This window comes from Geodermatophilus sp. URMC 61, assembly GCF_052931555.1.
The window spans coordinates 2,641,259-2,667,948 of record NZ_JBRFHZ010000002.1; the positions used below are offsets into that span (position 1 = coordinate 2,641,259).

The following is a 26,690-nucleotide window of genomic DNA, read 5'->3' on the forward strand; positions in this document are numbered from 1 at the left end:
AGTGGTCCTCGTCGGGTCAGGGGGCGGGGCCTCACGTCGTCAGCCCCCGCCGGGCGTCGCGGGAGAGCAGCACGGTGGCCGGCGCCGACAGCAGCACCATGACCACGGCGTAGGGGGCGGCCGCGCCGTACTCCAGCGCGCTGCTGGCCGACCAGAAGGCGGTGGCCAGCGTCGTGGTGCCGATCGGCGCGAGCAGCAGGGTGGCGGTCAGCTCGGTGACCACGGCCAGGAACACCAGCGCCGCGCCGGCGCCGAGACCGGGGGCGAGCAGCGGCAGCGTCACCCGGCGCAGCCGGTCGGCCGCCGAGGAGCCCAGCGAGGCGGCCACGTCGTCGTAGAGCGGCGGCGCCTGCTCGACGGCCGCGCGCACGGTGACGATCGCCCGGGGCAGGAACAGGATCGCGTAGGCCGCCAGCAGCACCGGCACGGTCTGGTACGCCCAGGGGGTGACCTCGAGGGAGACCGTCACGAGCGCCAGCGCGATGACGATGGCCGGCACCGAGCTGCCCAGGTAGGTGCTGCGCTCCAGCAGCGTCGCCACCCGGCCCCGGGCCCGGACGGCGAGCCAGCCGGTGGGCAGCGCCATCGCGGTGGTGACGACGGCGGCGACCGCGGCCAGCCCCAGCGTCGTCCCCGTGGTCTCGGTGAGCGCCGTCCAGTCCAGCGCGGTCGAGGAGCCGCGCACCATCCACAGCGCCAGGCTGCCCAGCGGCACGGCCAGCGACAGCGCGACCAGGCCGCCCAGGCCGGTCAGCGCCGGGACGGCGAGGGCCCCGAGCCGGACCGGCCGCCCGGCGCGCGCCACCCCGGCCCCGGTGCGGGCGTAGCCACGCACGCCGCGAAGCCGCAGCTCGGCGAGCAGCAGGCCCAGGCAGAGCAGCAGCAGGACGCCGGCCAGCGCGGTCGCGCCGGGCCCGTTGAAGGTGGCGCGGTACTGGTCGTAGATGGCGGTGGTGAAGGTGGGGTAGCGCAGCATCTGCAGCGCGCCGAACTCGGCCAGCACGTGCAGCGCGACGAGCAGGCTGCCGCCGAGCAGCGCGACCCGCAGCTGCGGCAGCTGCACCCGCCGGAACACCGCCCAGCCGGAGAGGCCCAGGCCGCGGGCGGTGTCCTCCAGGGCCGGGTCCAGGCCGCGGAAGGCGGCGACCACCGGCAGGTAGACGAACGGGAAGTACGACAGGGTCACGACCACCAGCGCGCCGCCGTAGGTGTCCAGCCCCGGCAGCAGCGAGATCCAGGCGTAGCTGTTGACGAACGCCGGCACGGCCAGCGGTGCGACCAGCAGCACGTGCCAGAGCCGCCGTCCCGGCAGCGCCGAGCGCTCCACCAGCCAGGCCGCGCCCACCCCGAGGACGGCGCACAGCAGCACCGTGCCGACGACCAGCCGCGCGGTGTTGGCCAGCAGCTCGGCCACCCGGGGGCGGAACACCAGCTCGCGGACGCCGGCCCAGCCGACCTCGACCATCTCCGCGACGACGAAGGCCAGGGGCACCAGCGCGAGCAGCGCGACCGCCGCGGCCAGGAGCAGGGTCAGCGGGGCGCGCGTGCGCGACCGCCCCGGGACGGTCGGCCGGGCCGTCGTCCCGGGCGCGGCGGCCGGCGAGGCGGGAGCGCTCAGAGCAGCCCCACGTCCTGCATCAGCTCGGTGACCCGCTGCTGGTCCAGCGACCCCGGGTCGACCTGCGGCGCCTGCAGCTCCCCGAGGGGCGGCAGCGCCTGGGCGGAGGGGACGCCGTTGCCGACGGCGTACTCCAGCGCGGTGCTCTCCGCCAGCCGCTGCTGCGCCTCGGGGCTGGTCAGGTAGGCGACCAGCTGCTGGGCCTCCTCCGGCTGGTCGGACGAGGCCAGGACCCCGGCGCCGGAGACGCTGAGGAAGGCGCCCGGGTCGGAGTTGCGGAAGAAGTGCAGCTCCGCGTCGTCGCTCTTGAGGCCGTTCTCGGCGCGGTCCCGGTAGAAGTAGTAGTGGTACATGACGCCGGCGTCGATCTCGCCCTCGTCGGCGGCGACCATCACCGCGGAGTTGCTCGGGTAGACGTTGGCGTTGCGCTGCAGCCCCTCCAGCCAGGCCCGGGTCGCCTCCTCGCCGCGCAGCGCCAGGACCCCGGCGACGATCGCCTGGAAGTCCGCGCCACCCGCGGCGATGCCGATCCGGCCCTGCCACTCCGGGTTCGCCAGGTCGAGGATCGACGCCGGCAGCTGGTCCTGCGGCAGCTGCGCGGGGTTGTAGACGAGCACGGTGGAGCGGGCGGCGAAGCCGGTCCAGTTGCCCGACGAGGGCCGGTACTGCGCGCCGACCTGGTCGAGGGTCGCCTGGTCCAGCGGCGCGAGCAGGCCATCGCGGTCGAGGACGTCGATCGACGGGCTGTTCTCGGTGAGGAAGACGTCGGCCGGGCTGGCGTCGCCCTCCTGCACGATCTGGTTGGCCAGCTCGGCGTCGTTGGCGTCGCGGAACTCCAGCGCGATACCGGTCTCGTCGGTGAAGCCCTCGAGCATCGTGCGGACCAGGCTCTCGTGCTGGGCGCTGTACACGGTCAGCGTCTGGGCGGCCTCCGCGTCGCCTCCTCCGCAGCCGGCGAGCGCCCCCGCGACGGTGAGGGCGGAGAGGGCGGTCGCGGTGGTCCGCACGAGCCTGGTCACGTGAGAGCTCCAAAAGATAGGCAAGCCAAACCTCAGTGGAAGGTGTACCACGGGCGGCCGCGGGGCGGTCCTGCCCGGTCGGCTACAACTCATCCCATGACCGCTGCACCGCTGCGCCTGCGCACGGCCCGCTTCGCCGAGCTGACCGGCGCCGAGGTCTACGGCCTGTGCCGGCTGCGGGTGGACGTCTTCGTGGTCGAGCAGCAGTGCCCGTACCCGGAGCTGGACGGCCGGGACGTCGAGCCGGCCACGGTGCACCTGTGGTTCGCCGACGACGACGGCGCGGTCGCGGCCACCATCCGCGTGCTCGACGACGGCGACACCCGCGCGATCGGCCGGGTGGCCACCGCGGCCGCGCACCGCGGGAAGGGGCTGGCGGCGCGCCTGATCGAGGCCGGGATCGCGCTGTGCGAGGGCGTGCCGATCACCCTCGGCGCGCAGGCACACCTGGAGGGCTGGTACGCGCGCTTCGGCTTCGTGCGCAGCGGCCCGGGCTACGTCGAGGACGGCATCCCCCACGTCCCCATGCGCCGCGAGGCTGCTCCATGACGCGCCCGGCCGACCTCCTCCGGACGGCGGCCGACCGGCTGGAGGCGCTCGCCGCCCGGACGACACCCGGCGACTGGCGGGCCGGCGGACTGCTGGCCACCCGGCCCGAGGTGGTCGCCCACTCCCCCGACGGCGGCACCGAGCACGTGGCCGAGGCCCGGGCGGGGACCGGCACGTGGATCGCGGCGCTCTCCCCCGCACTGGCCGCGCCCCTGGCGGGGTGGCTGCGAGCCGCGGCCGCGGGCGACCCGGTCGACCCGGTCGCCGAGGCCTTCGCCCGGGCACTGCTCGCCCGGCTCCCCTGATCCCGCGGCCCGTCCCGAGGCGTCACCGCGGCCCCGGCCCGGGGGCCCGCAGGCCCCGTCCGGAGGCTCAGGCCCCCTCCCGGGTCCCGCCCCGAGCTTGCGAGGGGTGGGGAGGAGGGGGTCCTTCTCCGAGGGGGTGAGAAGGACGGGGTCCTCCTCCGAAGGCTGGGGAGGACGGGGTCCTCCTACTCCCGATGGCGGCCGGCTTCACCCGGCACCGCGTCGGACCGGCGGAGGACCTCACGCCCCTGCGAGGGGCCGAGCCGGTCGAGCACGGCAGGGGCGACCCGTCCCACCTCGGGGAGCACGCCGTCGCTCTTGTGCACGTTGCTCGACCACACCGGTTCGGGATGGGTGTCGACCCCGGCCGCGACGTCCTCGGCGGTCCGCAGCTTGGCGACCTTGTGCACGAGGACGCCGAAGCCGACCTTGGCGACGATGTCGGCCGCGGAGTAGGCGACCTGCATGGTGGTGAACCACGCCGGGGTGACGTCGGCGAAGACGGGGACGGCGTAGATCAGCGGGTAGATGCCGAAGCTGCTCAGCAGCACGATCGTCGCGTTGCGGAGGCTGACCGCCGCCTCGGGACCCATCGTCGGCAGCGACCGGCGGACCGCGCCGATAAGGGCGACGTAGAGGTAGCCGAAGAAGGCCGTGCTGATCAGCCCCCACACGACCAGGGCGAGCCGGTCCCGTCCCTGGTCCAGCACCTGGGCTCCGAGGTAGCCGGTGACGATCATCAGGAAGGCCGCGGTCATGGTGCTGGCGCGCAGCCGGCGGGCGGCGGCCCCGGTGACGGAGCAGACGGCCAGCAGTTCGACGGTCAGCAGCGGCACGGTGATCGACCAGTCGATGTAGCGGGTGCTCTCCGTCGTCCGGGCCTCCTCGGTCGGCACGTACACACCGTCCTCGAGCCGGAAGCCGCTGTCCCAGTCCTGGAACAGCAGCGCGTAGGCGACCGTCGCCACCGCGGCGAGGCAGAGGGCTGCGTACGACGAGGGCCGGTACCGGGCGGAGACCTCGTCCCGGCTGGTCAGCGAGTACAGGAAGTACGCCAACAGCGCGAAGCCCGCGCCGAGGATGGCGAACTGCACCACGTCGTAGAGGCCCAACGGCATGGTCTGCAGCTCGGGCACGGGCGGGTCTGTCGGGTCCACGGACCACTCCGGAGGCTGGGGACGGGAGGCCCGGTGCCGGTACCCGGGCAACCGCGGAGTGCAATCGCGGATGCGGACCCCGGAGGAGGTGTCCGGCGCCCCCGTGACGCCGGACGACCCCACTGTACGAGACCGCGAGGTTCAGCTACCGCTGGACCTCGAGTCCCCACCCGGGGGTGCAGCCGGCCGCCCGGTCGAGCAGCAGCGCGCGCTCGCGCTCGTTGCGGGTGAGTCCGGCGGCCTGCTCGAACTCCGCCCGCGCCTCCGCCGTCCGGCCGAGTCGGAGCAGCAGGTCGCCCCGGGCGGCCGGCAGCAGGTGGTATCCGCGCAGCGCCGGCACGTCGGTCAGCGCGTCGACGATCGCCAGGCCCGCGGCCGGGCCGTAGGCGCGGGAGACCGCGACGGCCCGGTTGAGCTCGACCACAGGGGACGGCGAGAGCTCGGCCAGCGCCTCGTAGAGAGCGGCGATGCGCACCCAGTCGGTCTCCTCCGCCGTCCGGGCGCGGGCGTGGCAGGCCGCGATCGCCGCCTGCAACCCGTAGGGGCCCAGGCCCGCACCGGTCTGCTCGGCCCGGCGCAGGGCGGCCAGCCCGCGGCCGACCAGGACGTGGTCCCAGCGGGCGCGGTCCTGGTCGAGCAGCAGCACCGGCTCGCCGTCCGGGCCGGTGCGGGCCCGGAGGCGGGAGGCCTGCAGCTCCATCAGCGCCACCAGGCCGTGCACCTCCGGCTCCTGCGGCGTGAGCTCGGCGAGCACGCGGCCGAGCCGGAGCGCCTCCGAGCACAGCTCCGGCCGGGTCCAGTCGGTGCCCGCCGTCGCGGCGTACCCCTCGTTGAACACCAGGTAGACGACCTCGAGCACCGACGCGAGCCGGGCCGGCAGGTCCGCGGCGGTGGGCAGTTCGAAGGGGACGTGCGCCGCGGCGAGGGTGCGCTTGGCCCGGACGACGCGCTGCGCGACGGTCGACTCGGGGACCAGGAACGCCCGGGCGATCTCCGCGGTGGTCAGCCCGCCGAGCAGCCGGAGGGTGAGCGCCACGCGGGCCTCGCGGGAGAGCACCGGGTGGCAGGCGGTGAACACCAGCCGCAGCAGGTCGTCCTCGACCACCTGGTCCAGGGCCTCCACCAGATCGCGGGCCCAGTCGGGCTCCTCGGCCTCGACCAGCTCGCGGCCCAGCTGCTCGGTCCTGCGCTGCAACCGTTCGGCGCGCCGGAAGACGTCGACCGCCCGGTGCTTGGCGGTGGCCATCAACCAGGCGGCCGGCTTGTCGGGGACGCCGGTCTGCGGCCACCGCTCCAGCGCCGCGACCAGCGCGTCCTGGGCCAGCTCCTCGGCCAGGCCGACGTCCCCGGTGACCCGCGCGAGGGCGGCGACGAGCTTGGCGGACTCGATGCGCCAGACGGCCTCGACGACCCGGTGCGTCGTCGTCCCGCTGCTCACCGCCGCGCCCCGCCGGGCGTCACGAACCGTGCTGCTGTTCGACGGTCGCCCGCATCCGGTCCTCCTGCTCGCGGAGCTCAGGGGTCATCGCGTCGCCGAAGTCGTCGGACTCGAACACCTGCCGGACCTCGACCTCCCCCTCCCGGAACGGCGCCCGCCGGACCCACTGCTCGACCTCCTCACGCGAGCTGACCTGCAGGATCCAGTAACCGGCGATCAGCTCCTTGGTCTCGGCGAACGGACCGTCGACCACGGTGGTCTTCCGGTCGGCGTCGAAGCGCACGCGGAAGCCCCGGGAGCTGGGGTGCAGGCCCTCGCCCGCCAGCATCACGCCGGCCTTGACCAGCTCCTCGTTGTAGGCGCCCATCTCGGTGAGCTCTTGTTCGGTCGGCATGGCGCCGTTCTCGCTGGCCTCGCTGGCCTTGACGATCACCATGAAGCGCATCTCGGTCCCTCCTCGGGCGGGAGCGGTCGCGGCCCCGTCGGCCGGCGGTCCACCGTCCCCCACCCTCCCGTCGATCGGGGACGGCCGGTCTCGACACGATCGCCGGGAACCTCCGCAGCCGGGCCCGTCACATCCAGCGCGGCAGCCGCGGCAGGTCGCCGTCCGCGGTGAGCTCCTCCCCGCGGCTGCGCCCGGTGAGCCAGCGAGTGACGGCCGGCAGCGAGCCGGAGATGGCGACCGCGCCGCTGCCCCACTCGCGGTCGCCGGCGAAGACGACGACGTCGGGCGTCTCGCCGCGGCGCGCCCACGAGGCGAGCACCTCCTCGCAGATGCCGGCCTGCACCTCCTCGTCCACGTCGGCGAAGTCCACGCCGGCGTCGAGGTCGACGGCGTGCACGACCACCTCGATGCAGCGCATCCACGGCACCTCGGACGCCGGCACCTCGCGGCCCACCAGGGTCCGCACCGGCGCCGACCAGGCCTCCTCCGGCAGCCCGCGGACGGCGTCGGCGAAGCGCGCGGTGGCGGCGACCAGCTCGGTGCGCAGCAGCGGCGCGTCGAGGGCGGCGGTCTCGGCGATGCCCGCCTCACGGGCCTCCCGGGACGGGTACATCGGCGTCTCGATCCCGGTGCGCGCCCAGGCGAGCAGGTTGCCCAGCGCGTCGGCGTTGCGGGCGACGTGGGCCACCACGTGCCGGCGGTCCCAGCCGGGCAGCAGCGAGGCGCTGTCCAGCTCCTCGTCGGTCAGCCGGCCCAGCGCGGTGGCGAACAACCGCTCGCCGTCGGCCCACCGGTCCAGGACCTGCCGGGATGCACTCACGCGTCCTCCTCGCTGGCGCTCGTCGGCCGCGTTCGCGGCACTGCCGTACCCCTGCGTGAGCTCGCGAGCTCGCTCACGAGTCCTCCTCGCTGGCGCTCGTCGGCCGCGTTCGCGGCACTGCCGTACCCCTGCGTGAGCTCGCGAGCTCGCTCACGAGTCCTCCTCGCTGGCGCTCGTCGGCCGCGTTCGCGGCACTGCCGTACCCCTGCGTGAGCTCGCGAGCTCGCTCACGAGTCCTCCTCGCTGTCGCCCACGGAACGACCTCGACGCTAGGGCCCCGGCGGCCGCGGCACGAGTCCCGCCGGTGCGTCGGCGGCTCCGCGCGCGGGTAGCGCGGCGGCATGAGCGAGCAGACGAGCCCCGGGGGCTTCGCAGGACGGATCGGCGCGCAGGTGCAGGACGCCGACGACGGCGGCGCGCGGATCGCCTTCGAGGTGCGCGACGAGCACCTGAACCCGGCGGGCACGCTGCACGGCGGTGTGCTGGCCACGCTGGTCGACACCGCGATGGGTCAGGCGGTGCGCACCACCACCGGGGAGGGCGAGGTGCCGGCGACCAGCCAGCTCACCGTCACCTACCTGCGGCCGGGCAAGCCCGGCGCGCTGGTCGTGACCGGCCGGGTCCGCACCCGCGGGCAGCACATCACCGTCTGCGAGGCCGACGTGGAGCAGGACGGCGAGGCGGTCGCGCACGCCGTCGCCACGTTCGCGCTGCTGCAGCGCTGAGGAAGGACCCCTCCTCCCTACCCCTCGCACGCTCGGGGTGGGGCCCGGGAGGGGCCGCCTCCGCCCGCGCTGCGGGCCGGGAGCACGGTCGATGGTCCCTGTCCGCGGGGGTGGGGTCTCACTACGGTCGGCCGCGGCCGGCGACGACGGGGGCTGCGCCGAGCCAGGAGCGAGCTCCCGCAGTCCCCGGGTCGGCGGCCGCGCGCTGCTGGCCGGGCCGCATCCCCCGCCGGCGTCGTCCACCGTTCCGGACGACAGCTGGAGGGGCCATGACCACGCAGGTGCCAGGCACGCTCGCCGACCGCTTCCGGGGCCAGGTGATCCGGCCCGAGGACCCGGACTACGAGGAGGCGCGGCACGTCTACAACGCCATGATCGAGGCCCGACCGCACCTCATCGTCCGGTGCGCGGGCACCGACGACGTGGTGGCCGCGGTCCGGTACGCGACGGAGAGCGGCCGGGCGGTCGCCGTCCGCGGCGGCGGGCACTCCGTCCCCGGCTTCGGCACGGCGGACGACGCGGTCGTCGTCGACCTGTCGGCGATGCAGGCGGTCGACGTCGACCCGGGTGCCCGGACGGCGTCCGCGGGCGGCGGGACGACGTGGGGCCGGTTCAACGACGCGACCGCCGCCTCGGGGCTGGCCACGACCGGCGGGATCGTCTCCACCACCGGCATCGGCGGGCTGACCCTCGGTGGCGGGATCGGTTACCTGTGCCGCGCCGCGGGGCTGTCCTGCGACAACCTGACCGCCGCGGAGGTGGTCACCGCCGACGGTCGCGTCGTGACCGCCGACGAGGACGAGAACGCGGACCTGTTCTGGGCGCTGCGCGGCGGCGGCGGTAACTTCGGTGTCGTCACCCGCTTCACGTACCGGCTGCACCCCGTCGAGACGATCTACGGCGGGCCGATGTTCTTCGAGCTCTCCGACGCACCCGCGGTGCTGGCCTTCTTCCGTGAGTTCATCCGCGACGCGCCGCGCGAGTACGGCGGCTTCCCGGCGTTCCAGATCGCCCCGCCGCTGCCGTTCATCCCGGCGGACCGGGTCGGCGAGCCGTTCGCCGCGGTGGTCTCCTGCTACGCCGGGCCGGCCGAGGAGGGCGAGCGGATCGTCGACGGGCTGCGCGAGGTGGCGATGCCGGTCGCCGAGCACGTCGGGCCGATGCCCTACCCCGCGCTCAACAGCGCCTTCGACGCGCTGGTGCCGCCGGGTCTGCAGAACTACTGGAAGGCGGCGTTCGTCACCGAGCTCACCGACGACGCGATCGCCGCGCACGTCGAGCACGGCGCTCGCCTGCCGGCGGTCAACTCGACGATGCACATCTACCCGATCAACGGCGCGGTGCACGACGTGCCGTCCGACGCGACCGCGTTCGGCCACCGGGACGCGGACTTCGCGACGGTGATCGCCGGGTTGTGGCCCGACCCGGCCGACAACGAGGCCAACACCCGCTGGGTCCGCGACTACTACGCCGCCATCGCGCCGCACTCCCAGCCGGGGGGCTACACCAACTTCGCCTCGGGCGACGACGCGAACAAGGTCGCCGAGAACTACGGCGCGAACTACGAGCGGCTGCGCGAGGTCAAGCGGGCCTGGGACCCGGGGAACCTGTTCCGGCTCAACCAGAACGTCGCGCCCTAGGAGTGCGGGGCCGGCCGGCGTCAGCAGCCGACCGGTCGGCTCCGTCAGCCGAACGCAGCGGAAGGGCGGGCGCCGGCCGGCGCCCGCCCCTCCCTGTCCTCCGTCAGCCGCTCATGCGGGAGCGCAGCAGCGCCTTGCCCTGCTCAGCGCCCTTGCGGCTGTCGCTCTGCGCCTTGCGGAACAGATCGGCGAGTTCGTTGTCGCCGTCCCGTTCCGCGTCCTTGATGTAGGTCTCCAGGCGCAGCGCGTTGTTCAGGCACTGCTCGGTGAACCAGATGAGGTTGTAGTCCTTGTCCTTGGTGCCGGTGACGTCGCCGGTTTCCGTGGCCTGGCTCATCGCGTCCTCCTCGACGGCTGCTCGGGCACTTGCGCGCCAGCGCCCCCGTGACGGCTGCCGCGGAGACGACGGCAGGGGCCAGTCCAGCGGATCGGCCGCCGGAACGGAACGGGGGCGTGCGCCGCGCGTCGATCGGGGTCAGCGGGGGCGAGTGCCGGCGAGCTCCCGGGCGGCCGCGGCCGCCTCGGGGTCGAGCACGCGGGAGCGCTCCTGGCGCTCGATCAGCTGGTGGTAGCGGGTCCAGGCCTCCTCGGGCCGGACGGCCAGTGCCGCGGCGATCTGCTCCCAGGAGGCACCGCCGCGCAGCGCGGCGCGGAAGCCGGTCAGCTGGCTGTCGTGGGCCTTGCGGGCGACGACCTCGCCGAGCGCGAGCAGCTCCAGCGACTCGGGGACGTCGAGCGACGTGGTGGCCGACCTGAACGAGGTCCAGTCGTCGGCGTCGACGTCCTGCGCGGTGTTCAGGGTGGTCTCCCCGCTGTCCCGCCGGGCCAGGAAGTCCAGGCGGGTGACGGCCGTCGTCAGGGAGAACTCCTGCTCCAGGGCGTCGGGTGTGATGCTCATGCGGCATCCCATCCCCGCACTGCGCAGCCGGTCAAACCCGGTGCGACCGGGATCTCCCCAACCCCGCGAGCCCGGACCGACCGCGCCCGGGCGTGCACGTGACGCCCGGCCCGGACAGCCGCGAGGGCCCGCTCCCGGGTGGGAACGGGCCCTCGCGAGGGGTGGTGCGGCGTCACTCGGAGACGCCCACGGCCTCCTTGGCCAGCGCGGCCAGCTGCGTCTGCGTGGCGTTGACGACGCTGGTCCGGTTCTTGTGGGTCTCCTCGTAGCGGATGATCACCCGGACGTCGTGGGCGCTCTTGAGCTCCTTGACCGCCTTGATGGCGTCCTGGGTCGACAGCGAGTCGTAGCCCTTGATCGGCAGCTCGTCGGCGCTGACGTCGCCGAGCTCCTCGCGGGCGGCCTTGGCGGCGTTGGCGGCGTCCTTGTTGCCCTCGCGGCGGGCGATCCGCTCGGCCCGGCGCAGCGCGGCGCTGCGGCCGACGGTCAGCGTCTCGCGGACGGCGTCGGTGAACGAGGAGGCCTTGTCGGTCGCCTCGTTCAGCCGCTCGCCGGCCTGCTCACGGCGCTGGTGCACCGACTCGACGACCTCGTTGACCCGGTTGGCCCAGAAGCGGACCGGGGCGTTGGCGGCGCGGGCGGCGGTGCCGGCGACCCGCTGCAGCGCGGTGGCCTGCAGCGCGGCGGGGCCGCCCATGGCCTCCTCGGCGAGGACGACGGTGAGCCACTCGACGGTGGCCTTGTGCGCGGTGACCAGCCGCTCGGCGAGCTGGCGGACCTTCGGCAGCTCGGCCTGCTCGGCGAGCACCTTGAGGTAGGTGGCGCGGTCGAGCAGCTGGTGCTCCAGCGAGAGGTCCTGCAGCAGGGCCTCCTCGATCGGCTCGGCCTGCTCGAAGCCGGCCTTGAGGACGGCGGAGAGCCGGCCGACCACGGGGGTCACGACGTCCGGCACGCCACCGAGGGCGCGCAGCTCGTCGGTGATGGCCCGGGTCCGCTCGGCGGCGTTGTCGGCGTTCTGGGTCAGCTCACGGCGCACGGCCTCGGTGCGGGCCTGCGCGACGCGGGTGCGGGCGACCTGCTCCTCGGTCTGGGTCAGCAGGACGAGGGCACGGAGCTGGTTGATGATCTTGGCGTTGTCGGTCATGACGGGGGGAACTCCAGACATCGGGGATGACCTGACGTCTGCAGTCTTGCCCCTCGCGCGCCGTCTGCTAACTCCTGCAAGCGTAGTGCTTGCTGTGAACTGCATCACGACACGTCGACAGGTCGACGTGTCGTGATGCGGTGGCCGAGCTCAGCGTGCGGGGACGGCGGGCTTCGACGGGCGGTCCAGGCGGAGCACCGGCTGGGTCAGCTCGTCGGCCAGCGGCGACCGGGGGCGTGTCGGGGCCACCGGGACCACCGCACCGCAGCCGACGCAGAACCGACCCTGCTGACGGGCCGCACCGCACTTCGCACACGCCGGCATCGGCGTCCTCCTCGTCCTCACGGAAGTCCGGCGACTCCCCTCGGCCGGACCCTGCCAGGACGGCGGCCCGTTCCGGTGCGGAGTGGGACGGGTGGGACGAGCCGACGTCCAACCGTTGCGAAGACGATCACGCGAGCAGGTCGAGCAGCCGGTCGAGGAGCAGCACCTGGCCCTTCACCAGCTTCTCGCGGGCCTCCTCGACGGTCAGCCAGGCGGCGCGGTCGATCTCCGGGAACTCCTGCACGCGGCCCGAGCGCGGCGGCCACTCCAGGGAGAAGGTGTTGCTGACCGCGGCCGCCGCGTCGAGGTCGCCCTCCGCCGCCCAGACGGTGAGCCGCTTGCCGCCGGACTGCCGGACCTCACCGAGCGGCACCAGGTCGGTGACCGGCGCCGGGGACCCCAGCTCCTCGGCGAACTCCCGCAGGGCCACGTCCCGCGGTTCCTCGTCCGGACCGTGCTCGCCCTTGGGGATCGACCAGGCGCCGGCGTCCTTGCGCGCCCAGAACGGGCCACCCATGTGCCCGGCGAGCACCTCCACGCCGCGCTCGGGGTGCCGCCGGTAGAGCAGCAGACCGGCGCTGGTCCTCGGCATCCCGCTCCCCTCGTCCCCCACCGAGCTCCTGCAGAGGTGGCTACCCCGCCGCCCCCTCTGCCCGGCGGATCGTCCCCTGCCCACGGTCCGGGGCAGGGGACGAGCTCCCTGGCAGGCACTCCTCCCCGGGAGCTCGGCGCTGCCCACCACCGGGGGCAGAGCACGAGCATCCGCGGGACGGGACCTGGCGCCCTCAGCCGCCCACCCGGGGAACCGGACGGAGCCGGCTCAGCGCCCGGTCCACCGCGGTGCGCGCTTCTCGCGCTGCGCGGCGATGCCCTCCTTGCGGTCCTCGGACAGGTACGGGTTCGGGCCGACGTCCAGCCGCAGCGCCTGCCACAGCGGCAGCTCCAGGCCCTTGACCGCGGTCGCCTTCATCCGGCGCACCGACAGCGGGGCGTTGGCGGCGATCGCGTCGGCCAGCGCGAGCGCGGTGGGCAGCACGTCGTCCGCCGGCACGAGGCGGTTGACCAGCCCCCAGCGCTCGGCGACCTCGCTGGTGACGTACTCGCCGGTGTAGAGCAGCTCCAGGGCGATGCCCATGGGGATCCGCTTGGGCAGGACGACGGAGCCGAAGTTGGCGCCCATGCCGATCCTCGCCTCGGGCAGCCCCATGCGGACGCCGGGCGCGGCGACCCGCAGGTCGCAGGCCAGCGCCAGCTCGAACCCGCCGGCCACGGCCGCACCGGCGATCGCCGCGACCACCGGCACCGGCACCTCGGTCACCACCTCGAACAGCGCGCGGGTGGGCCGGTCCATGGGCGGGCGGAAGCGCTCGCCGCGGCGGTCCAGCTCGCGGATCTCGTCGAGGTCGAAGCCGGCGCAGAAGGCCGGCCCGTTGGCCGCGAGGACCACCGCGCGGACGTCGCCGTCCTCCCCGCAGCGCAGCAGCTCCTCGACCAGGTCGGCCTGCAGCCCGCTGGACAGCGCGTTGCGGCGCTCCGGTCGGTCCAGGGTGAGCACGCGGACGTGCCCACGCTCCTCGACGACGAGTCCGGACTCCCGGCGCTGCGCATCAGTCATGCCCGCAGCCTCTCAGTCGACCAGGTCCAGGGCGGCCCCGACGATCGAGTCGACGTCGAGGCCGTGGTGCCGGTAGACGCTCTCGAGGTCGCCGCTCTGCCCGAAGGCCGTGACGCCCAGGTGGGTGGCCGGGACGCCGCGGACGCCGGCGAGGAACGCCAGCGTGTGCGGGTGCCCGTCCAGGACGGTGACCATCGGCGCCGCCCGCTCCACCGGGAACACGCTGTCGAGCACCCAGCCCGGGGCCTCGTCGAGCCCGCGGCGGCCCTGCAGCGCCCGGAACAGCAGGCCGGGGCTGGTCACGCACACCACGTCGGCCCCGAGCCCCAGGGTCTCCAGGCGCTCGGCGGCGGTGAGCGCCTCGGACACGACGGCGCCCATGGCCGCGAGGGTGACCACCGGCCGGGCGGACCGGCGCAGCGGATAGGCACCGGCGACCACCTGCCTGCGGCGCCGCTCGCGGGCGGCCGGGTCGGCCGGGACGGCGGCCAGGGCCTGCTCCACCGGCCGGGTGGACAGCCGCAGGTACGCCGAGGACCCGCCGGGCCGGCCCAGCCGGGACAGCGCGGCGAGCAGGCACCACTCGGTGTCGAGCGCGAACGCCGGCTCGTAGCTGGTGCAGCCGGGTTGCTCCAGCCCGAGGGACGGCGTGGTGATCGACTGGTGTGCACCGCCCTCGGGAGCCAGCGTCACGCCCGACGGCGTCCCGACCAGGATCGACTGGCCGCCCGCGTAGATGCCGAACGACCACGGCTCCAGCGCCCGCTCGACGAACGGGTCGTAGAGCACGCCGATCGGCAGCAGCGGCTGCCCCCAGCGGCTCCACGTCGTCCCCAGCTCGCCGATCGCCCCGACCAGGTTGGTCTCGGCGATGCCCAGCTCGATGTGCTGGCCGGTGGGGCGCTCGCGCCAGTGCAGGATCGTCTCGGCGTCGTCGGCGAACCAGTTGCGCCGGTCCTCGTGCGACCAGACGCCGACCTTGTTCACCCAGCCACCGAGGTTGGTCGAGGAGCTGACGTCGGGGCTGACCGTGACCACCCGCCGGCCCACCTCGGGCGCCGCGCGGTTGAGGTCGAGCAGGGTGCGGCCCAGCGCCGCCTGCGTGGTCGCCGTCCCCGAGGGGGTGCGACCCAGGTCGGTCGGCACCGGTGGTGCGGCCTGCGCCTCGTACGCCCGGCGGCGCAGCCGCTGCGCCGCGTCGCGCAGCAGCCGCGCGGCGTCGCCGTCCGCGGGCAGGCCGGCCCACGGGTCGGCGGGGTCGGCACCCACCCGGGCGGCGAGCTCGTGCAGCTGCGCCTCGGTCAGCAGGGCGGAGTGGTTCTGCGGGTGGCCCTCGGTGGCCAGCCCGTACCCCTTGAGCGTGTAGGCGAGGACCACCGTCGGGCGGGTGTCGTCGATCTGGGCGAACGCGGCGCGGAGAGCCGCGGGGTCGTGCCCGCCGAGGTTGCGCACCGCGGCGCGCAGGTCGGCGTCCGAAAGGTCGGCGACCAGCGCGGCGATCTCGGCCGCCCCGGGGCCCTCCCCCGGCAGCAGCCGGCGCAGGGCGGCGGGCTCGTGGCGCAGCAGCCGCTGGTACTCGGGGTTGGACATCGCGTCGATCCGGTCGCGCAGCGCCGCGCCGCCGGGCCGGGCGAACAGCGCCTCGAGGAAGCGGCCGTACTTGACGGTGAGCACCTGCCAGCCGGCCGCGGCGAACATGCCCTGCAGCCGGGTGGCGCCCATCGTCGGGACGACGCGGTCCAGCGACTGCCGGTTGAGGTCGACGACCCACACCACCTCACCGAGCTCGGCGACCATCGGGTCGAGCACGGCCTCCCACACCGCGCCCTCGTCGAGCTCGGCGTCCCCGACCAGGGACCACTGCCGGCCGGTGCCGCCGGCCCCGAGCTGGGTGTTGACGTAGCGGCGGGCGATCGCGCCCCAGATCGGCGCGGTCGCCCCGATGCCGACGCTGCCGGTCGAGTAGTCGGCCGGCACGGGGTCCTTGAGCCGGCTGGGGTAGCTCTGCAGGCCGCCGAACTCCCGCAGCGTCGTCAGGTACGAGGCGTCGAGCTGGCCCAGCAGGTACTCCAGCGCGTGCAGCACCGGGGAGGCGTGCGGCTTGACCGAGACGCGGTCCGCAGGCGTCAGCTGCTCGAGCCACAGCGAGGTCATGATCGTGACCATCGAGGCGCTGGACGCCTGGTGCCCGCCGACCTTGAGGCCGCCGGGGTTCGGGCGCACCCGGTTGGCGTGGTCGACGATCGCGGTCGCCAGCCAGAGGACGCGGTCCTCGATCTCGCGCAGGGCCCGGTCGGGGCCGGTGTCGCTGTCCGCCGGAGTGGCCGTGAGGCTCATGGCTCCGATCGTGCACGCCTGCGGTCGGCACCGTGCGCCTGGGGCGCGCCTCAGCCAGGAGACGCGCCCCGGACGCACACCACCGGAGCCCGAGCCCCAGACCGCCGGCGGGCGTCATCGGCACGCGGCCGCGGCGTCGTGACCCTCCGCAGGTGCACCCGACCGGATCCGGAGTCAATCCCGCCCCACCCGTCACAGCCACCCCGGACGCCTCGGCGGCCTGAGGGGACCGTTCCGTCCGGACCGGTAGACAGAACGCCATGAGCACCACGCAGGTCCGGACCTCCGACGCCAGCACCCGGCCGGCCGTCGCGATCCAGGCCACCTCCACGCCGGTGCTCAGCTACGCGCTGGCGCACAACCGCGTCCCGGTCGTGTCCCGGCTGGCGTTCACCAACCACGGCGGCGCGGTGCAGGGCGCGACCGTGCGGCTCGGCGTGCGCGACGCCGAGGGCCCGATCGGCAGCCCCGTCGAGCTGCTCGTCGACCTCGACGCCGGCCAGACCACGGTGCTCAGCGACGTCGGCCTGGTCATGGACCCCGCCGCGATGCTGCAGATCGAGGAGCAGCGGCCCGGCTCGATCGAGATCGACCTGCTCGTGGACGGCGAGGACGTCGGCGGCACCGCGGTCCCGGTGCAGGTGCTGGCCGCCAACCAGTGGCTGGCCGCACCCGTGCCGCTGGCGCTGGAGATGCTCGCGGCGCACGTGCTGCCCCACCACCCGTCGGTGACCACGCTCATCGGCGAGGCCGCCGACCTGCTCGAGGCGCGCACCGGCAGCGGGTCGGTGCAGGGCTACCAGTCCGGCCCCGAGCGGGTCGACGAGATCGTCGCCGCGCTCACCGAGGCGATGCAGCGCCGCGCCATCCGCCACACCGAACCCCCGGCCTCCTGGGCGGACGTCGGGCACAAGGTGCGCACCCCCGGCGACGTCCTCGACGGCCGGGTCGGCACCTGCCTGGACACGGTCGTCACGCTGGCCGCCGCGCTGGAGCAGGCCGGCATCCGACCGCTGCTGTGGGTGGCCGAGGGCATCGGCGGGGCGGCGGGGACAGGACACGCGTTCCTCGGGTACTGGCGCGAGGAACGCAGCGCCGAGAGCGTCGCCACCACCGACGTCGCGCCGCTGGTCAACCTCGTCGACCTCGGCCTGATCGGGCTGGTCGAGACCACGCTGCTCACCAGCCGCGGCTCCACAGGCGCCGACCTGCACGCCGCCGCCTACAGCGCCTGGCTGGCCGGCGCCGGTGACCTGGACCGGGTCGTCGGCGTCACCGACGTCCACCGCGCCCGGCGTGACGGCATCGTGCCGCTGCCGGCCCGCACCCGCGGCCGGGACGGCGCGGTGCAGGTCATTGAGTACCGGCCGGCGGTGCACAGCGCCGCAGCCCGGCCGGTCGAGCGGACGGCGGGGGTGGGCGCGTCGTCGGGGCAGCCGGGCCGTCCGGAGATCCCGGCCCGCGTGCAGCAGTGGAAGAACAGCCTGCTGGACCTCTCGCTGCGCAACCGGCTGATCAACTACAGCGAGCGGGCCGGCCTGCCGCTGGTCGTGCCCGCGTCGCACCTGGCCGTGCTGGAGGACCTGCTGCACAACGGCACCGCCGTCCAGCTGCTGCCCGACGACCGGATCGCCGCCGTGCACCGCGAGCGCGGCCTGGCCTCCGCACGGGAGCTGCCCGACGCCCAGCTGGCCGAGGTGCTCGTCGAGCGCCGCGCGGTGCACGCCCAGGTCAGCGAGGGCGGCTACCTGCCGCGACTGCGCAACCTCGCCTACAAGGCCAAGACGGTGCGCGAGGAGACCGGCGCCAACAACCTGTACCTGGCCCTCGGCAGCCTGGTGTGGGAGCTCGACGGCCGGCCGCTGCGCTCCCCGCTGGTGCTGGTGCCGGTCACCCTCACCCCGACCAGCCGCAACGGCGTCTACCGGCTGGCGCTCGACGACACCGGCTCCAGCACCCCGAACCACTGCCTGCTGGAGAAGCTGCGGCAGGTGCACGGCCTCGCCGTCCCGGGGTTGACCGAGCCCGGCGAGGACGGCGCCGGCATCGACCTGGACGAGGCGCTGCAGGCGATGCGCCAGGCGCTGGCCGAGGCCGGGCTGCCGCACCGGGTCGAGGCCACCGCCGACCTCGCCGTCCTCCAGTTCGCCAAGTACCGGCTCTGGAGGGACCTCGACGAGCACTGGGCCGACCTCACCGCCAACCCGCTGGTGCACCACCTCGTGCACCGGCCCACGGAGGCGTTCGTCGACCCGGTCCCCGACAGCGCGGGCGCCACCGACCTCGACGAGCTGGCGGCCCGGTGCCCGGTGCCCGCCGACGCCTCGCAGCTGCGCGCGATCGCCGAGGCCGCCGCCGGCCGCACCTTCGTGCTCGAGGGCCCACCCGGCACCGGCAAGTCGCAGACGATCACCAACCTGCTCGCCCGCGCGGTCGCCGACGGCAAGAAGGTGCTGTTCGTCGCCGAGAAGCGCGCGGCCCTGGACGTCGTCGCGCGGCGGCTCGAGGCCGTGGGCATGGGCCCGTTCGCGCTCGACCTGCACGACCGGGGCGCCAAGGCCGCGGCAGTGCGCACCCAGGTGCAGGCCGCGCTGGAGCACGCGGTCGCCGTCGACGCCGAGGGCCTGACCGCCGACTCCGACGACCTCCGCTCCGCCCGCCGCACCCTGGCCCGCTACGCCGAGCGGCTGCACGCGGAGAACGCCGCCGGGCTGTCGTACTACACGGCCCGGACGGCGACGCTGGCCCGGCGGGACGGCGTCCCCACCCTGCCGGTCTCCCCCGCCTTCGTGGCCGCCGCGTCGGCCGAGACGCTCACCGCGGTGCGCCGCGCGCTGGCGCTGCTGCCCGACATCGCCGACCTGGTGCGCCCCTCGCCGCGGCACGCCTGGGCGTTCGTGGACACCGCACGGGTCGACCTGCTCGCCGCCCAGCAGACCGCGGCCGCCGTCGACCAGGCCGTCCGCGACCTGCCCACCGAGCCGCACCTGGCCCGGGTCCTGCGCGAGGTCCGCACGCCCGCGGACCTCGACGCGCTGGCCCACCTGCTCCGCGGCCCGGCGACGACGCTGGACGTCCTCGACGAGGTGCCGACCGAGCGCTGGAACGTGGCGACGACGACCGTGCTCGGCGAGGTCGCGGCGTTCTCCGGCGCCGTCCACCCCGGCATGGAGCTGGCCACCCCGGCCGCGCTGGAGCTGCCGCTGGCCGACCTCTACGTCGCCGCGCAGACCGCGCAGGCCGCCCGGTTCATGGCCCGCCGGGCGGGGCTGCGGGCCGTCCGCGACCAGCTGCAGCCGGTGCTGCGGCCGGGCGTGCAGGTCAAGCTCGGCGACGTCCCGGAGCTGACCGCCCGGCTGTGGCGGCTGCAGACGGCCGCGCGGGGCATCGTGGCCCGCGCCTCGGTGATCCCCGGCCTGGCCGTGCCGCCCACCTGGAACCCGCTGGCCGAGCCGGAGCTGCTGGTCGGCCAGGTCGAGTGGCTGGAGCGGGCCGGCACCGCCACCGACAGCGCCAGCGGGTTCGCCGTCGCGCTGCGCCGCTGGGTCGTGCAGGGCGAGGGCCCCGACCCGGCCGCCGGCGCCGCCGTCGCCCGGCTGCGCGACGCGGTCGCCGCGCTGCTGCGGGTGTGCCGCAGCAACCCGCGGCGGCTGGCCGAGTGGGCCGGCGACGACGGCCTGGTGCTGCGCTGGCAGATGACCCGGCCCGAGCGCGGCGTCGAGCACACCGGGCTGATGTCCCTGCGCCGCTGGGCCGACCTCGTCGACACCCTCGAGCCGCTGCGCACCGCCGGTCTGCACGAGGCGCGGGCGCTGCTGGTCACCGGCGAGCTGCCCGCCGAGGACGCCGTCCGGGCCTTCGAGCGCGGCCTGGCGCGGGCCTCGGTGACCGAGCGCCGCGACGCCGCCGGCCTCGACGACTTCGACGCCGACGCGCACGAGCGGGCGATCACCCGGTTCACCGCCGCCTCGCGGGCGGTGCGCGCGCACCTGCGCTCGGCGCTGCCCGCCTCCGTGCTCGCCGCCCGGTCGTTGGACGCCGCCGGCGGGGACGGCGAGGTCGGCGCGCTGCGGCGGGAGCTGGCCAGGACCCGCGGCGGGCTGGGCGTGCGCGCGCTGCTGGCCCGCCACGGCCGGCTGATCACCACCGTGATGCCGTGCGTGCTGGTCAGCCCCGACTCGGTGGCGCGGTTCTTCCCCGCGCAGGCCGGCCTGTTCGACCTGGTGGTCTTCGACGAGGCCTCGCAGATCCGGGTGGCCGACGCGGTGGGTGCGCTGGGCCGGGCCACGGCGGCGGTCGTCGTGGGCGACAGCCGGCAGATGCCGCCGACGTCCTTCGCCGAGCCGACCTACGGCGTCGCGGAGGACGACGCGGTCGAGCTGCTGGGCACCTCGGTCGAGGACGAGGAGTCGATCCTCTCGGAGTGCGTGCAGGCGCGGGTGCCACGGCAGTGGCTGTCGTGGCACTACCGCAGCCAGGACGAGTCGCTGATCGCGTTCAGCAACGCCAACTACTACGACAACCGGCTCTCGTCGTTCCCCGCGCCGACGCACGGCCGGCCCTCGGCGGACGTCGACGGTCGCGGCATCTCGCTGATCCGCGTCCACGGCACCTTCCACCGCACCGGCGCCGGGCGGCTGCTGCGCACCAACCCGATGGAGGCCAAGGCGGTCGTCGCCGAGGTGCGCCGCCGCTTCGACGCCTCGCCGGACACGCTGCCCTCGATCGGCGTGGTCACCTTCAACGCCCAGCAGCGCGCCTACATCGAGGGCCTGCTGCGCGACGCCGGCGACGAGCGGCTGGTCGAGGCGCTGGACCGCACCGACGGCGAGGGGCTGTTCGTCAAGAACCTGGAGAACGTGCAGGGCGACGAGCGCGACGTCGTGCTCTTCTCCACCGGCTTCAGCGTCGACGACCGCGGCATGCTGCCGCTGAACTTCGGCCCGCTCAACCGGGTCGGCGGCGAGCGGCGGCTCAACGTGGCGGTCACCCGCGCCCGCCGGCAGGTCGTCGTCCTCTCCTCGTTCGACCCCGCGCAGCTGCGCGCCGAGCAGACCTCCTCGGTCGGTGTGAAGCACCTGCGCGCCTACCTCGACCTGGCCGCGCTCGGCACCGACGCGCTGCCGCGGGAGGCCCGGCCGGTCGCCGTCCCGGACCGGCACCGCGAGGAGATCGCCGCGGGGCTGCGCGACCGGGGCCTGAGCGTGCGCACCGACGTCGGCCTCTCGGACTTCCGCGTCGACCTGTCGGTGGCTCGCACCGAGACGCCGGACGCGCCGGTGATGGCCGTGCTGCTCGACGGCCCGGCGTGGGCCCGGCGGCGCACGGTCGGCGACCGCGACGGGCTGCCGGTCGAGGTGCTGTCGGGGATGCTCGGCTGGCCCGCCGTCGAGCGGGTCTGGCTGCCGACCTGGCTGCGCGACCGCGAGGCCGTGCTCGACCGGCTGGTCGCCGCCGTCGCGGCCGTGCCGGTCCCCGCGCCGGCACCGGCCACGCCGGCTCCCGTGGTGGGTGCGGACCCGGAGCCGGCGGGCGTCGTCCCGCCGGTGCCCGCGCCCGCCGAGCCGGCCGCACCCGAGGTCCGCGCGGTGGTGCCGCTGCGGGCTGCGCCACCGGCCGTGGTCGAGACCGTGGTGACCGGAGCGGCCACCCCCGCGGGGAGCGCCGTCGAGGCCCCGGCGGTCCCCGGGGCGACCGCCGTCGCCGAGCCTGCGTCCGCTCCGACCGCCCGGCCGGCCCGGCGGGCGACGCGGAAGCCCGCCGCCCCCCTGCTGGACGGCGAGACGGCGTTCTCGCCCTGGACCCCGAGGGGCGGGCTCCAGCGCAAGGCGCTCGACTCGCTGGACGACCCGCGGGCCGCGCGCACCGTGCGGCGGGTGCTGACCGCCGGGCTCAAGGCGGAGGGCCCGGTGCACCGCGACCGGCTGGTGCGGATCGCGGCGGGCGCCTTCGGGCTGTCCCGGGTCAGCGAGGCCCGCCGCGACGCGCTGCTGCGGCTGCTGCCCGACGGCGTCGTCGACGGCGAGTTCGCCTGGCCCGAGTCACTGGACCGGGCCGGCTGGACGGGTTTCCGCCGGCAGGCGGCCAGCGCCGACCGGCCGCTGGAGCACGTCGCGCCGGAGGAGGTCGGCAACGCCATGGCCGCGCTGTGCCGGGCCGCCGGCGAGCTGGCCGAGGACGAGCTGTTCGTGCACACCGCCGAGGTCTTCGGCTACCGCCGCCGGACGCCGTCGCTGACCCCGCTGCTGCAGGCCGCGCTCACCGGCGCGCTGGACGCCGGCCGGCTGGTGCGCCAGGAGTCCGGCGCCCTCACCGCCGGCTGACCCGCGCCGTCAGGCGGTGAGTTCACCTGCACTCACCGCCTGGGCGTCCCCGGACCGACCCCCGCCCCGGCTGGCACCGCGGTGAAGGACCGGGCGGCGAGGACGGGGACCGGAACGGCCGCCCCGTGCCCCGCACGGCCGCGCGTCGAACTCCCAGCCGGTCCACAGGCCGGTCATCTACCGTCGGATCTCCACCTGCCGACAGGGAGGACCGCACCACCGTGGACGAGGCGCTCGACCCCGCCGGAGCGGTCGCGGACCTGGCCGGGACCCGCCAGATCGGCCTGCTCGAGCCCGGGGACCCGGACCGCATCGGTCCCTACGACCTGCTGTGCCGGCTGCCGCGCGGCGGCCAGGGCGCCGACGTCTTCGTCGGGTCGGCCGGGCCGGACGGCGCACTGGTCGTCATCAAGCGGCTGCCCGAGGGCGCGCCGAACCTGGCCCGCAAGCGGCTGGCCCGGGAGGTGGAGAACGCCGCCCGCGTGAAGAGCTCGCGGGTCGCCAGCATCGTCGACCAAGACCTCGAGGCCGAGGCGCCCTACTACGTGCAGCAGTACGTCGCCGGGACGCCGCTGGACGAGTTCATGGCACACCGCTCCGGCGGGCTCAACGCCGAGGAGCTGCGCCGGATCGCCATCGGGCTGCTGCGCGCGCTGCGCGACGTGCACGCCGCCGGCGTCGTCCACCGGGACGTCAAGCCGGGCAACATCATCATCTCCGGGGACGACGTGTGGCTGGTCGACTTCGGGATCAGCCGCTACATCGGCTCCGAGCCTCCGTCGGGCACCGCGACCACCGGCATGGCGGCGCTGGGCACCAAGCTGTTCGCCAGCCCCGAGCAGCTGGCGGGCGCGGTGCTCACCGAGGCCAGCGACGTCTACAGCTGGGGCATGGTGATCGCCTACGCGGCCGGCGCGGTGCACCCGGTCGACCCCGACGACACGATGCCGGACTCGGATTACTACCTGGCGCTGCGGGCCGGCCGGCTCGACCTGACCCGCGTGCCTGCCAACCTCCTCGACAGCGTGGAGAAGGCGCTGCGGTTCAACCCCGAGCGCCGCCCGACCGTGGCCCAGCTGGCCCGCCAGGTGGAGCAGCGCACCCGCTGGCTCGGCGAGACCTCGCAGATCCCCGACCCGCGGACGACGATGCGCGACCTGCGCTCCCTCGGAGCGGTCACCGAGGCGGCGCGCTACGAGCTGGCCCGGCTGGAACGGGCGGTCGCCGACACCTGGACCGGCTTCGCCGTCGCCGCCGCGGCGATGGTGCTCCTGGGCGTCGTCGCCGGGCTGCTGCTCGCCGTCCTCTACCACGTCGTCGTCTAGAGCCCGACCCCTCGAGGAGGAGCACCGTGTCCGGGATGTACGAGCGCGCGCTGGCCCAGCAGCGCCTCGACGCGCGCCGCCAGCGGTTCCGGGAGCGCCAGCGGGTGCTGTTGGCGATCCTGGCCGCCAGCACCGTCGTCTTCTTCGCGCTGTTCGTCCGCTGACGATGCGCCGCCGCGTCTGCCCCCGCTGCCTGGAGCCCCTGACCACGCCCGTGTGGCGCGACGCCACCGGTGCGCCGACCCGGCCGCCCGTGGAGCGCCGCACCCGCTGGCAGCGGCTGCTGGACCCGCTGCGCACCGATCCGGTGCCGGTGCCCACGGCCCGGGACGCCGCCCACGCGGCCGCGGCCAACGTGGTGCCGACCTGCCCGCGCGGGCACCGGCTGCCGCCGGAGTACCTCGACCGGCAGACGATCGTGGTCGGCCTGGTGGGGCTGACCGGCGCGTCGAAGAGCACCTACCTGACGGTGCTCATCGACCTGCTGCACGAGGGCTCGCTGGCCCCGCTCGGCGTCTCCGTCGAGATGGACGAGGAGTCCGCCGCCCGCTTCGACGACCTCCGCTACCGGCTGCTGGTGCAGCGCCAGCAGCTGCCGCTGACCCTGCCGCTGCTGGGCGAGGGCAGCTCGCCCGAGCCGTTCGTGCTCGTGCTGCGCGGCACCGGCCGGAACGGCGCCGAGCGCGCGGTCAACCTGGTCTTCTTCGACGCCTCCGGCGAGCAGCTGTACCGCAGCGAGGACATGGGCCTCTACGGCAGGTTCCTCTACGCGGCGACGTCGCTGCTCGTCGTTCTCTCCCCCGGTGTCTTCCCGCGGCTGCGCTCGGTGGCCGACCCCGGGGAGAACTCGATGGGCCTGGCCCGGCACACGCAGATGGTCGTCAACCTGGCCAACGTGCTGCGCGCCGCCCGCAACCTGCCGCCCGACGCGCACGTGGACGACGTGGCCACCGCCGTCGTGCTCAGCAAGGCCGACAAGCTGCGCGGCGTACCGGACTTCCCGGCCGAGACGCTGCGCGACCCCGACCTGCGCGCGATGCCGCTGGCGCACTGGTTCGCCGACGTGCGGGACAACAGCTCGCGGCTGGTCGACTTCCTCGAGGTCAGCGGCGGGTCGAACCTGCTGACCGCGGTGCTGCACCGGCTGCCCCGGCCGACCGTGCACGCCGTCTCGGCCACCGGCGCCGACGCCCGGGACGGCGGCTACCCGCGCATCGCACCGGTCGGCGTGCTCGACCCGCTGCTGGTGCTGCTGGCCCGCTCGGGCTTCCTCTCCCCGGAGGGGCTCGATCCCGAGGAGTACGGCGCCGGCCTGCGCGGCGAGTGGTCGCGGTGAGCGGCCGGGCCTGCCCGCAGGCGCTCTACACCTCCGCCAGCCGCACGCTGGAGGGGCCCGGGTTCGGCGTCTACGCGCACTCCGTGGACTGGCCGGCCGAGGTCGGCCGCACCCGCAAGGCACTCGGCGCGCTGGTCGGCTTCCGGCCCGAGGACGGCGAGGCCTACGGCATCCTCTCCCGCGGCGCGGGCCGGCTGCTCTACCGCGCGGTGGCCGCCCGCGCCGACGGCTTCGGTCGTCCGGGCAACTACCTGGTGCACCTGCTGTGGGACGAGACCGGGCGGCTGGGCGTGCGCGAGCTGCTCGCGCTGCGCCGGGCCGGGCGGTTCCTCGACGCCCTCCCCGAGGACTCCGCCCCCACCGCCGACCTGCCGCCGCTGCGGGTCACGGTCGCCGACCGGGCCGCGCCGGTGCTGGCCCCCGACGAGGTGGACGCGCTCACCCCGCCGCTGGCCGGGCTGCTGGCCACACTCGCCGCGGGCTCGGGCAGCTGCGCGCTGCCGGTGCGGACGGCGTCGGGTCGCGAGGTGGCGGAGGTGCTCTTCGCCGTCCTGCCGCGCGGGCTGACCAGCGGCGTCTCGCTGCACACCGGCACCCGGGAGGACCTCGGCGACACCGCGCCGGTCGAGGTGCGGCTCACCGGCGCGCCCGCGCGGACAGCGGTCGCAGCCCACGACACCGAGCGCGCGCGCACGCTGCTCGAGGCCGCGAGCAAGGCCGAGCTGGCACCCGACGAGCTGGCGGACCTGCGCCGCCTGGATGCGTGGCTGTTCGCCGACGCCTGGGCCGAGCAGGACGCCGCCGGGCTGTCGGCCGACCAGGTGGCCAGCGTGCTCGAGTCGTCGGCCGCCCCGCGCTGGCTGACGCGCGGGGGCAACGCGGCCGCCGTCCTGGACCTCGCCGCGGACAGCCCGCCCGTCGAGACGGCGCTGCGGGCGGCGGTCGACCGGTGGCCGGCGGTCGCCGAGCTCGTGCGCGGCCGGGTGCTGGCGGCGCTGCTGGACGAGGTGTTCGACGGCGCCGCGGGCCCGGCCGAGCTCGCCGTCGAGGTGGCCGGGATCGGGCAGGCCGACCTGTGCACGGCGCTGGCCGACGAGGTGCGCCGCGGGCGCCGGATCCCCCGGCTGGACCGCGCGACCGGCCTGCTGGTCGAGCAGGCGCTGGCCCTGGGCGTCGACCTGCCGCTGCTCCGGCTCACCGGACAGACCTGGGAGCTGGCGCTGCTGGCCACCCGCCGCGAGGTCGTCGGCGACGCGCTGGTCAGGCAGTGGCGGTCGTCGGGCGGGTGGACGGCGGAGCACGGCGAGCTGCTCGGGCACCTGCTGGTGGCCGACCCGGGCTGGCTGGCCCGGCTGGGCGACGCCGTCCCGGTCTCGGCCCTGCCACCGGCGCTGCGGTGGGCGGCGCTGCGCATGGACGTGGCCGGGGTCGAGGAGCTGGCCGCGGCCGTCGCGACCGGAGCCGGCGCGGGGCGTGGCTGGGCACTGCGCGAGGTGGTGTTCGGCTCGGAGCTGCCGGCGCATGACGTCGACCGGGTGCTCGGCCGACGTTTGGAACTGCTGCTGGTGGACGACGGCTGGCCGCCGGAGCTGGCGCAGTCGTTCGCGCGCAGCCGCGGTGCCGACGAGTCGTCCCGCCGCCGCCGTCGCCGCGGCGACGCCTGAAGGACCCC

General features: G+C 75.5%; 21 protein-coding genes. 9 read left to right on the forward strand and 12 right to left on the reverse strand.

What is annotated here, in order from left to right:
* Positions 1 to 31: 31 nt before the first annotated feature.
* Both ACU610_RS12220 and ACU610_RS12225 read right to left on the reverse strand, forming a co-directional pair.
* Positions 32 to 1,492, reverse strand: coding sequence for an ABC transporter permease (locus ACU610_RS12220; protein WP_446767979.1), 1,461 nt, complete (start codon positions 1,490 to 1,492; stop codon positions 32 to 34).
* A 122-nt stretch (positions 1,493 to 1,614) separates the two neighbouring features.
* Positions 1,615 to 2,637, reverse strand: coding sequence for an iron ABC transporter substrate-binding protein (locus ACU610_RS12225; RefSeq protein WP_446767980.1), 1,023 nt, complete (start codon positions 2,635 to 2,637; stop codon positions 1,615 to 1,617).
* A 96-nt stretch (positions 2,638 to 2,733) separates the two neighbouring features.
* Between ACU610_RS12225 and ACU610_RS12230 the strand changes: the two genes are divergently transcribed.
* Positions 2,734 to 3,186 (forward strand): GNAT family N-acetyltransferase, encoded by a 453-nt coding sequence (locus ACU610_RS12230; RefSeq protein ID WP_446767981.1) that lies wholly within the window; start codon positions 2,734 to 2,736, stop codon positions 3,184 to 3,186.
* Positions 3,183 to 3,491, forward strand: a complete 309-nt coding sequence (locus ACU610_RS12235) for a hypothetical protein (RefSeq protein ID WP_446767982.1) — start codon at positions 3,183 to 3,185, stop codon at positions 3,489 to 3,491. The genes ACU610_RS12230 and ACU610_RS12235 overlap by 4 nt, the downstream gene beginning before the upstream one ends.
* 185 nt (positions 3,492 to 3,676) lie before the next feature.
* On the opposite strand, the gene ACU610_RS12240 is transcribed toward ACU610_RS12235, so the two are convergent.
* From ACU610_RS12240 to ACU610_RS12255, 4 genes are all read right to left on the reverse strand, one after another.
* Positions 3,677 to 4,648, reverse strand: coding sequence for a bacteriorhodopsin (locus ACU610_RS12240; protein WP_446767983.1), 972 nt, complete (start codon positions 4,646 to 4,648; stop codon positions 3,677 to 3,679).
* 145 nt (positions 4,649 to 4,793) lie between these two features.
* The gene (locus ACU610_RS12245; protein WP_446767984.1) at positions 4,794 to 6,086 is read right to left on the reverse strand and encodes an RNA polymerase sigma factor; all 1,293 of its coding nucleotides are present in this window, start codon (positions 6,084 to 6,086) and stop codon (positions 4,794 to 4,796) included.
* A 19-nt stretch (positions 6,087 to 6,105) separates the two neighbouring features.
* On the reverse strand, positions 6,106 to 6,531 hold the full coding sequence (locus ACU610_RS12250) for a YciI family protein (protein ID WP_446767985.1): 426 nt from the start codon (positions 6,529 to 6,531) through the stop codon (positions 6,106 to 6,108).
* A 127-nt stretch (positions 6,532 to 6,658) separates the two neighbouring features.
* A complete protein-coding gene (locus tag ACU610_RS12255; RefSeq protein ID WP_446767986.1) occupies positions 6,659 to 7,351 on the reverse strand; it encodes a maleylpyruvate isomerase family mycothiol-dependent enzyme in 693 nt (230 codons plus the stop codon).
* A 341-nt stretch (positions 7,352 to 7,692) separates the two neighbouring features.
* Between ACU610_RS12255 and ACU610_RS12260 the strand changes: the two genes are divergently transcribed.
* Both ACU610_RS12260 and ACU610_RS12265 read left to right on the forward strand, forming a co-directional pair.
* Positions 7,693 to 8,076, forward strand: a complete 384-nt coding sequence (locus ACU610_RS12260) for a PaaI family thioesterase (protein ID WP_446767987.1) — start codon at positions 7,693 to 7,695, stop codon at positions 8,074 to 8,076.
* A gap of 269 nt (positions 8,077 to 8,345) precedes the next feature.
* Entirely contained in the window at positions 8,346 to 9,716 is a 1,371-nt protein-coding gene (locus ACU610_RS12265; protein ID WP_446767988.1) for an FAD-binding oxidoreductase, read from the forward strand.
* Positions 9,717 to 9,819: 103 nt separating this feature from the next.
* On the opposite strand, the gene ACU610_RS12270 is transcribed toward ACU610_RS12265, so the two are convergent.
* From ACU610_RS12270 to ACU610_RS12295, 6 genes are all read right to left on the reverse strand, one after another.
* Positions 9,820 to 10,053 (reverse strand): hypothetical protein, encoded by a 234-nt coding sequence (locus ACU610_RS12270; RefSeq protein WP_446767989.1) that lies wholly within the window; start codon positions 10,051 to 10,053, stop codon positions 9,820 to 9,822.
* Positions 10,054 to 10,191: 138 nt separating this feature from the next.
* A complete protein-coding gene (locus ACU610_RS12275) occupies positions 10,192 to 10,614 on the reverse strand; it encodes a hypothetical protein (RefSeq protein WP_446767990.1) in 423 nt (140 codons plus the stop codon).
* A gap of 172 nt (positions 10,615 to 10,786) precedes the next feature.
* Positions 10,787 to 11,758, reverse strand: a complete 972-nt coding sequence (locus ACU610_RS12280) for a ferritin-like domain-containing protein (protein ID WP_446767991.1) — start codon at positions 11,756 to 11,758, stop codon at positions 10,787 to 10,789.
* Positions 11,759 to 12,209: 451 nt separating this feature from the next.
* Complete coding sequence (locus tag ACU610_RS12285) at positions 12,210 to 12,674, reverse strand: NUDIX domain-containing protein (protein ID WP_446767992.1); 465 nt, start codon at positions 12,672 to 12,674, stop codon at positions 12,210 to 12,212.
* Positions 12,675 to 12,902: 228 nt separating this feature from the next.
* Positions 12,903 to 13,697 carry an enoyl-CoA hydratase/isomerase family protein gene (locus ACU610_RS12290; RefSeq protein ID WP_446767993.1) on the reverse strand — a complete coding sequence of 265 codons (795 nt, stop codon included), beginning with the start codon at positions 13,695 to 13,697 and terminating at the stop codon, positions 12,903 to 12,905.
* A 12-nt stretch (positions 13,698 to 13,709) separates the two neighbouring features.
* Entirely contained in the window at positions 13,710 to 16,034 is a 2,325-nt protein-coding gene (locus ACU610_RS12295; RefSeq protein ID WP_446767994.1) for a transketolase-like TK C-terminal-containing protein, read from the reverse strand.
* Positions 16,035 to 16,294: 260 nt separating this feature from the next.
* Between ACU610_RS12295 and ACU610_RS12300 the strand changes: the two genes are divergently transcribed.
* The 5 genes from ACU610_RS12300 (at position 16,295) to ACU610_RS12320 (ending at position 26,682) form a co-directional block, all read left to right on the forward strand.
* Complete coding sequence (locus ACU610_RS12300) at positions 16,295 to 22,357, forward strand: DUF4011 domain-containing protein (RefSeq protein ID WP_446767995.1); 6,063 nt, start codon at positions 16,295 to 16,297, stop codon at positions 22,355 to 22,357.
* Positions 22,358 to 22,578: 221 nt separating this feature from the next.
* A complete protein-coding gene (locus ACU610_RS12305) occupies positions 22,579 to 23,682 on the forward strand; it encodes a serine/threonine-protein kinase (RefSeq protein ID WP_446767996.1) in 1,104 nt (367 codons plus the stop codon).
* Between the two features lie 26 nt (positions 23,683 to 23,708).
* Positions 23,709 to 23,846, forward strand: a complete 138-nt coding sequence (locus ACU610_RS12310; RefSeq protein WP_446767997.1) for a hypothetical protein — start codon at positions 23,709 to 23,711, stop codon at positions 23,844 to 23,846.
* 89 nt (positions 23,847 to 23,935) lie between these two features.
* Positions 23,936 to 25,018: a TRAFAC clade GTPase domain-containing protein gene (locus tag ACU610_RS12315; protein WP_446767998.1), complete on the forward strand. Its 1,083-nt coding sequence runs from the start codon at positions 23,936 to 23,938 to the stop codon at positions 25,016 to 25,018.
* Complete coding sequence (locus ACU610_RS12320) at positions 25,015 to 26,682, forward strand: hypothetical protein (RefSeq protein WP_446767999.1); 1,668 nt, start codon at positions 25,015 to 25,017, stop codon at positions 26,680 to 26,682. The genes ACU610_RS12315 and ACU610_RS12320 overlap by 4 nt, the downstream gene beginning before the upstream one ends.
* Positions 26,683 to 26,690 lie beyond the last annotated feature (8 nt).

What these genes read in the sequence shown, in the direction of transcription:
- ACU610_RS12230 (WP_446767981.1), top strand. Translation starts at nt 2,734, where the DNA reads ATGACCGCTGCACCGCTGCGCCTGCGCACGGCCCGCTTCGCCGAGCTG.
- ACU610_RS12235 (WP_446767982.1), top strand. Translation starts at nt 3,183, where the DNA reads ATGACGCGCCCGGCCGACCTCCTCCGGACGGCGGCCGACCGGCTGGAG.
- ACU610_RS12250 (WP_446767985.1), bottom strand. Translation starts at nt 6,531, where the DNA reads ATGCGCTTCATGGTGATCGTCAAGGCCAGCGAGGCCAGCGAGAACGGC.
- ACU610_RS12260 (WP_446767987.1), top strand. Translation starts at nt 7,693, where the DNA reads ATGAGCGAGCAGACGAGCCCCGGGGGCTTCGCAGGACGGATCGGCGCG.
- ACU610_RS12265 (WP_446767988.1), top strand. Translation starts at nt 8,346, where the DNA reads ATGACCACGCAGGTGCCAGGCACGCTCGCCGACCGCTTCCGGGGCCAG.
- ACU610_RS12270 (WP_446767989.1), bottom strand. Translation starts at nt 10,053, where the DNA reads ATGAGCCAGGCCACGGAAACCGGCGACGTCACCGGCACCAAGGACAAG.
- ACU610_RS12275 (WP_446767990.1), bottom strand. Translation starts at nt 10,614, where the DNA reads ATGAGCATCACACCCGACGCCCTGGAGCAGGAGTTCTCCCTGACGACG.
- ACU610_RS12280 (WP_446767991.1), bottom strand. Translation starts at nt 11,758, where the DNA reads ATGACCGACAACGCCAAGATCATCAACCAGCTCCGTGCCCTCGTCCTG.
- ACU610_RS12285 (WP_446767992.1), bottom strand. Translation starts at nt 12,674, where the DNA reads ATGCCGAGGACCAGCGCCGGTCTGCTGCTCTACCGGCGGCACCCCGAG.
- ACU610_RS12290 (WP_446767993.1), bottom strand. Translation starts at nt 13,697, where the DNA reads ATGACTGATGCGCAGCGCCGGGAGTCCGGACTCGTCGTCGAGGAGCGT.
- ACU610_RS12295 (WP_446767994.1), bottom strand. Translation starts at nt 16,034, where the DNA reads ATGAGCCTCACGGCCACTCCGGCGGACAGCGACACCGGCCCCGACCGG.
- ACU610_RS12300 (WP_446767995.1), top strand. Translation starts at nt 16,295, where the DNA reads ATGAGCACCACGCAGGTCCGGACCTCCGACGCCAGCACCCGGCCGGCC.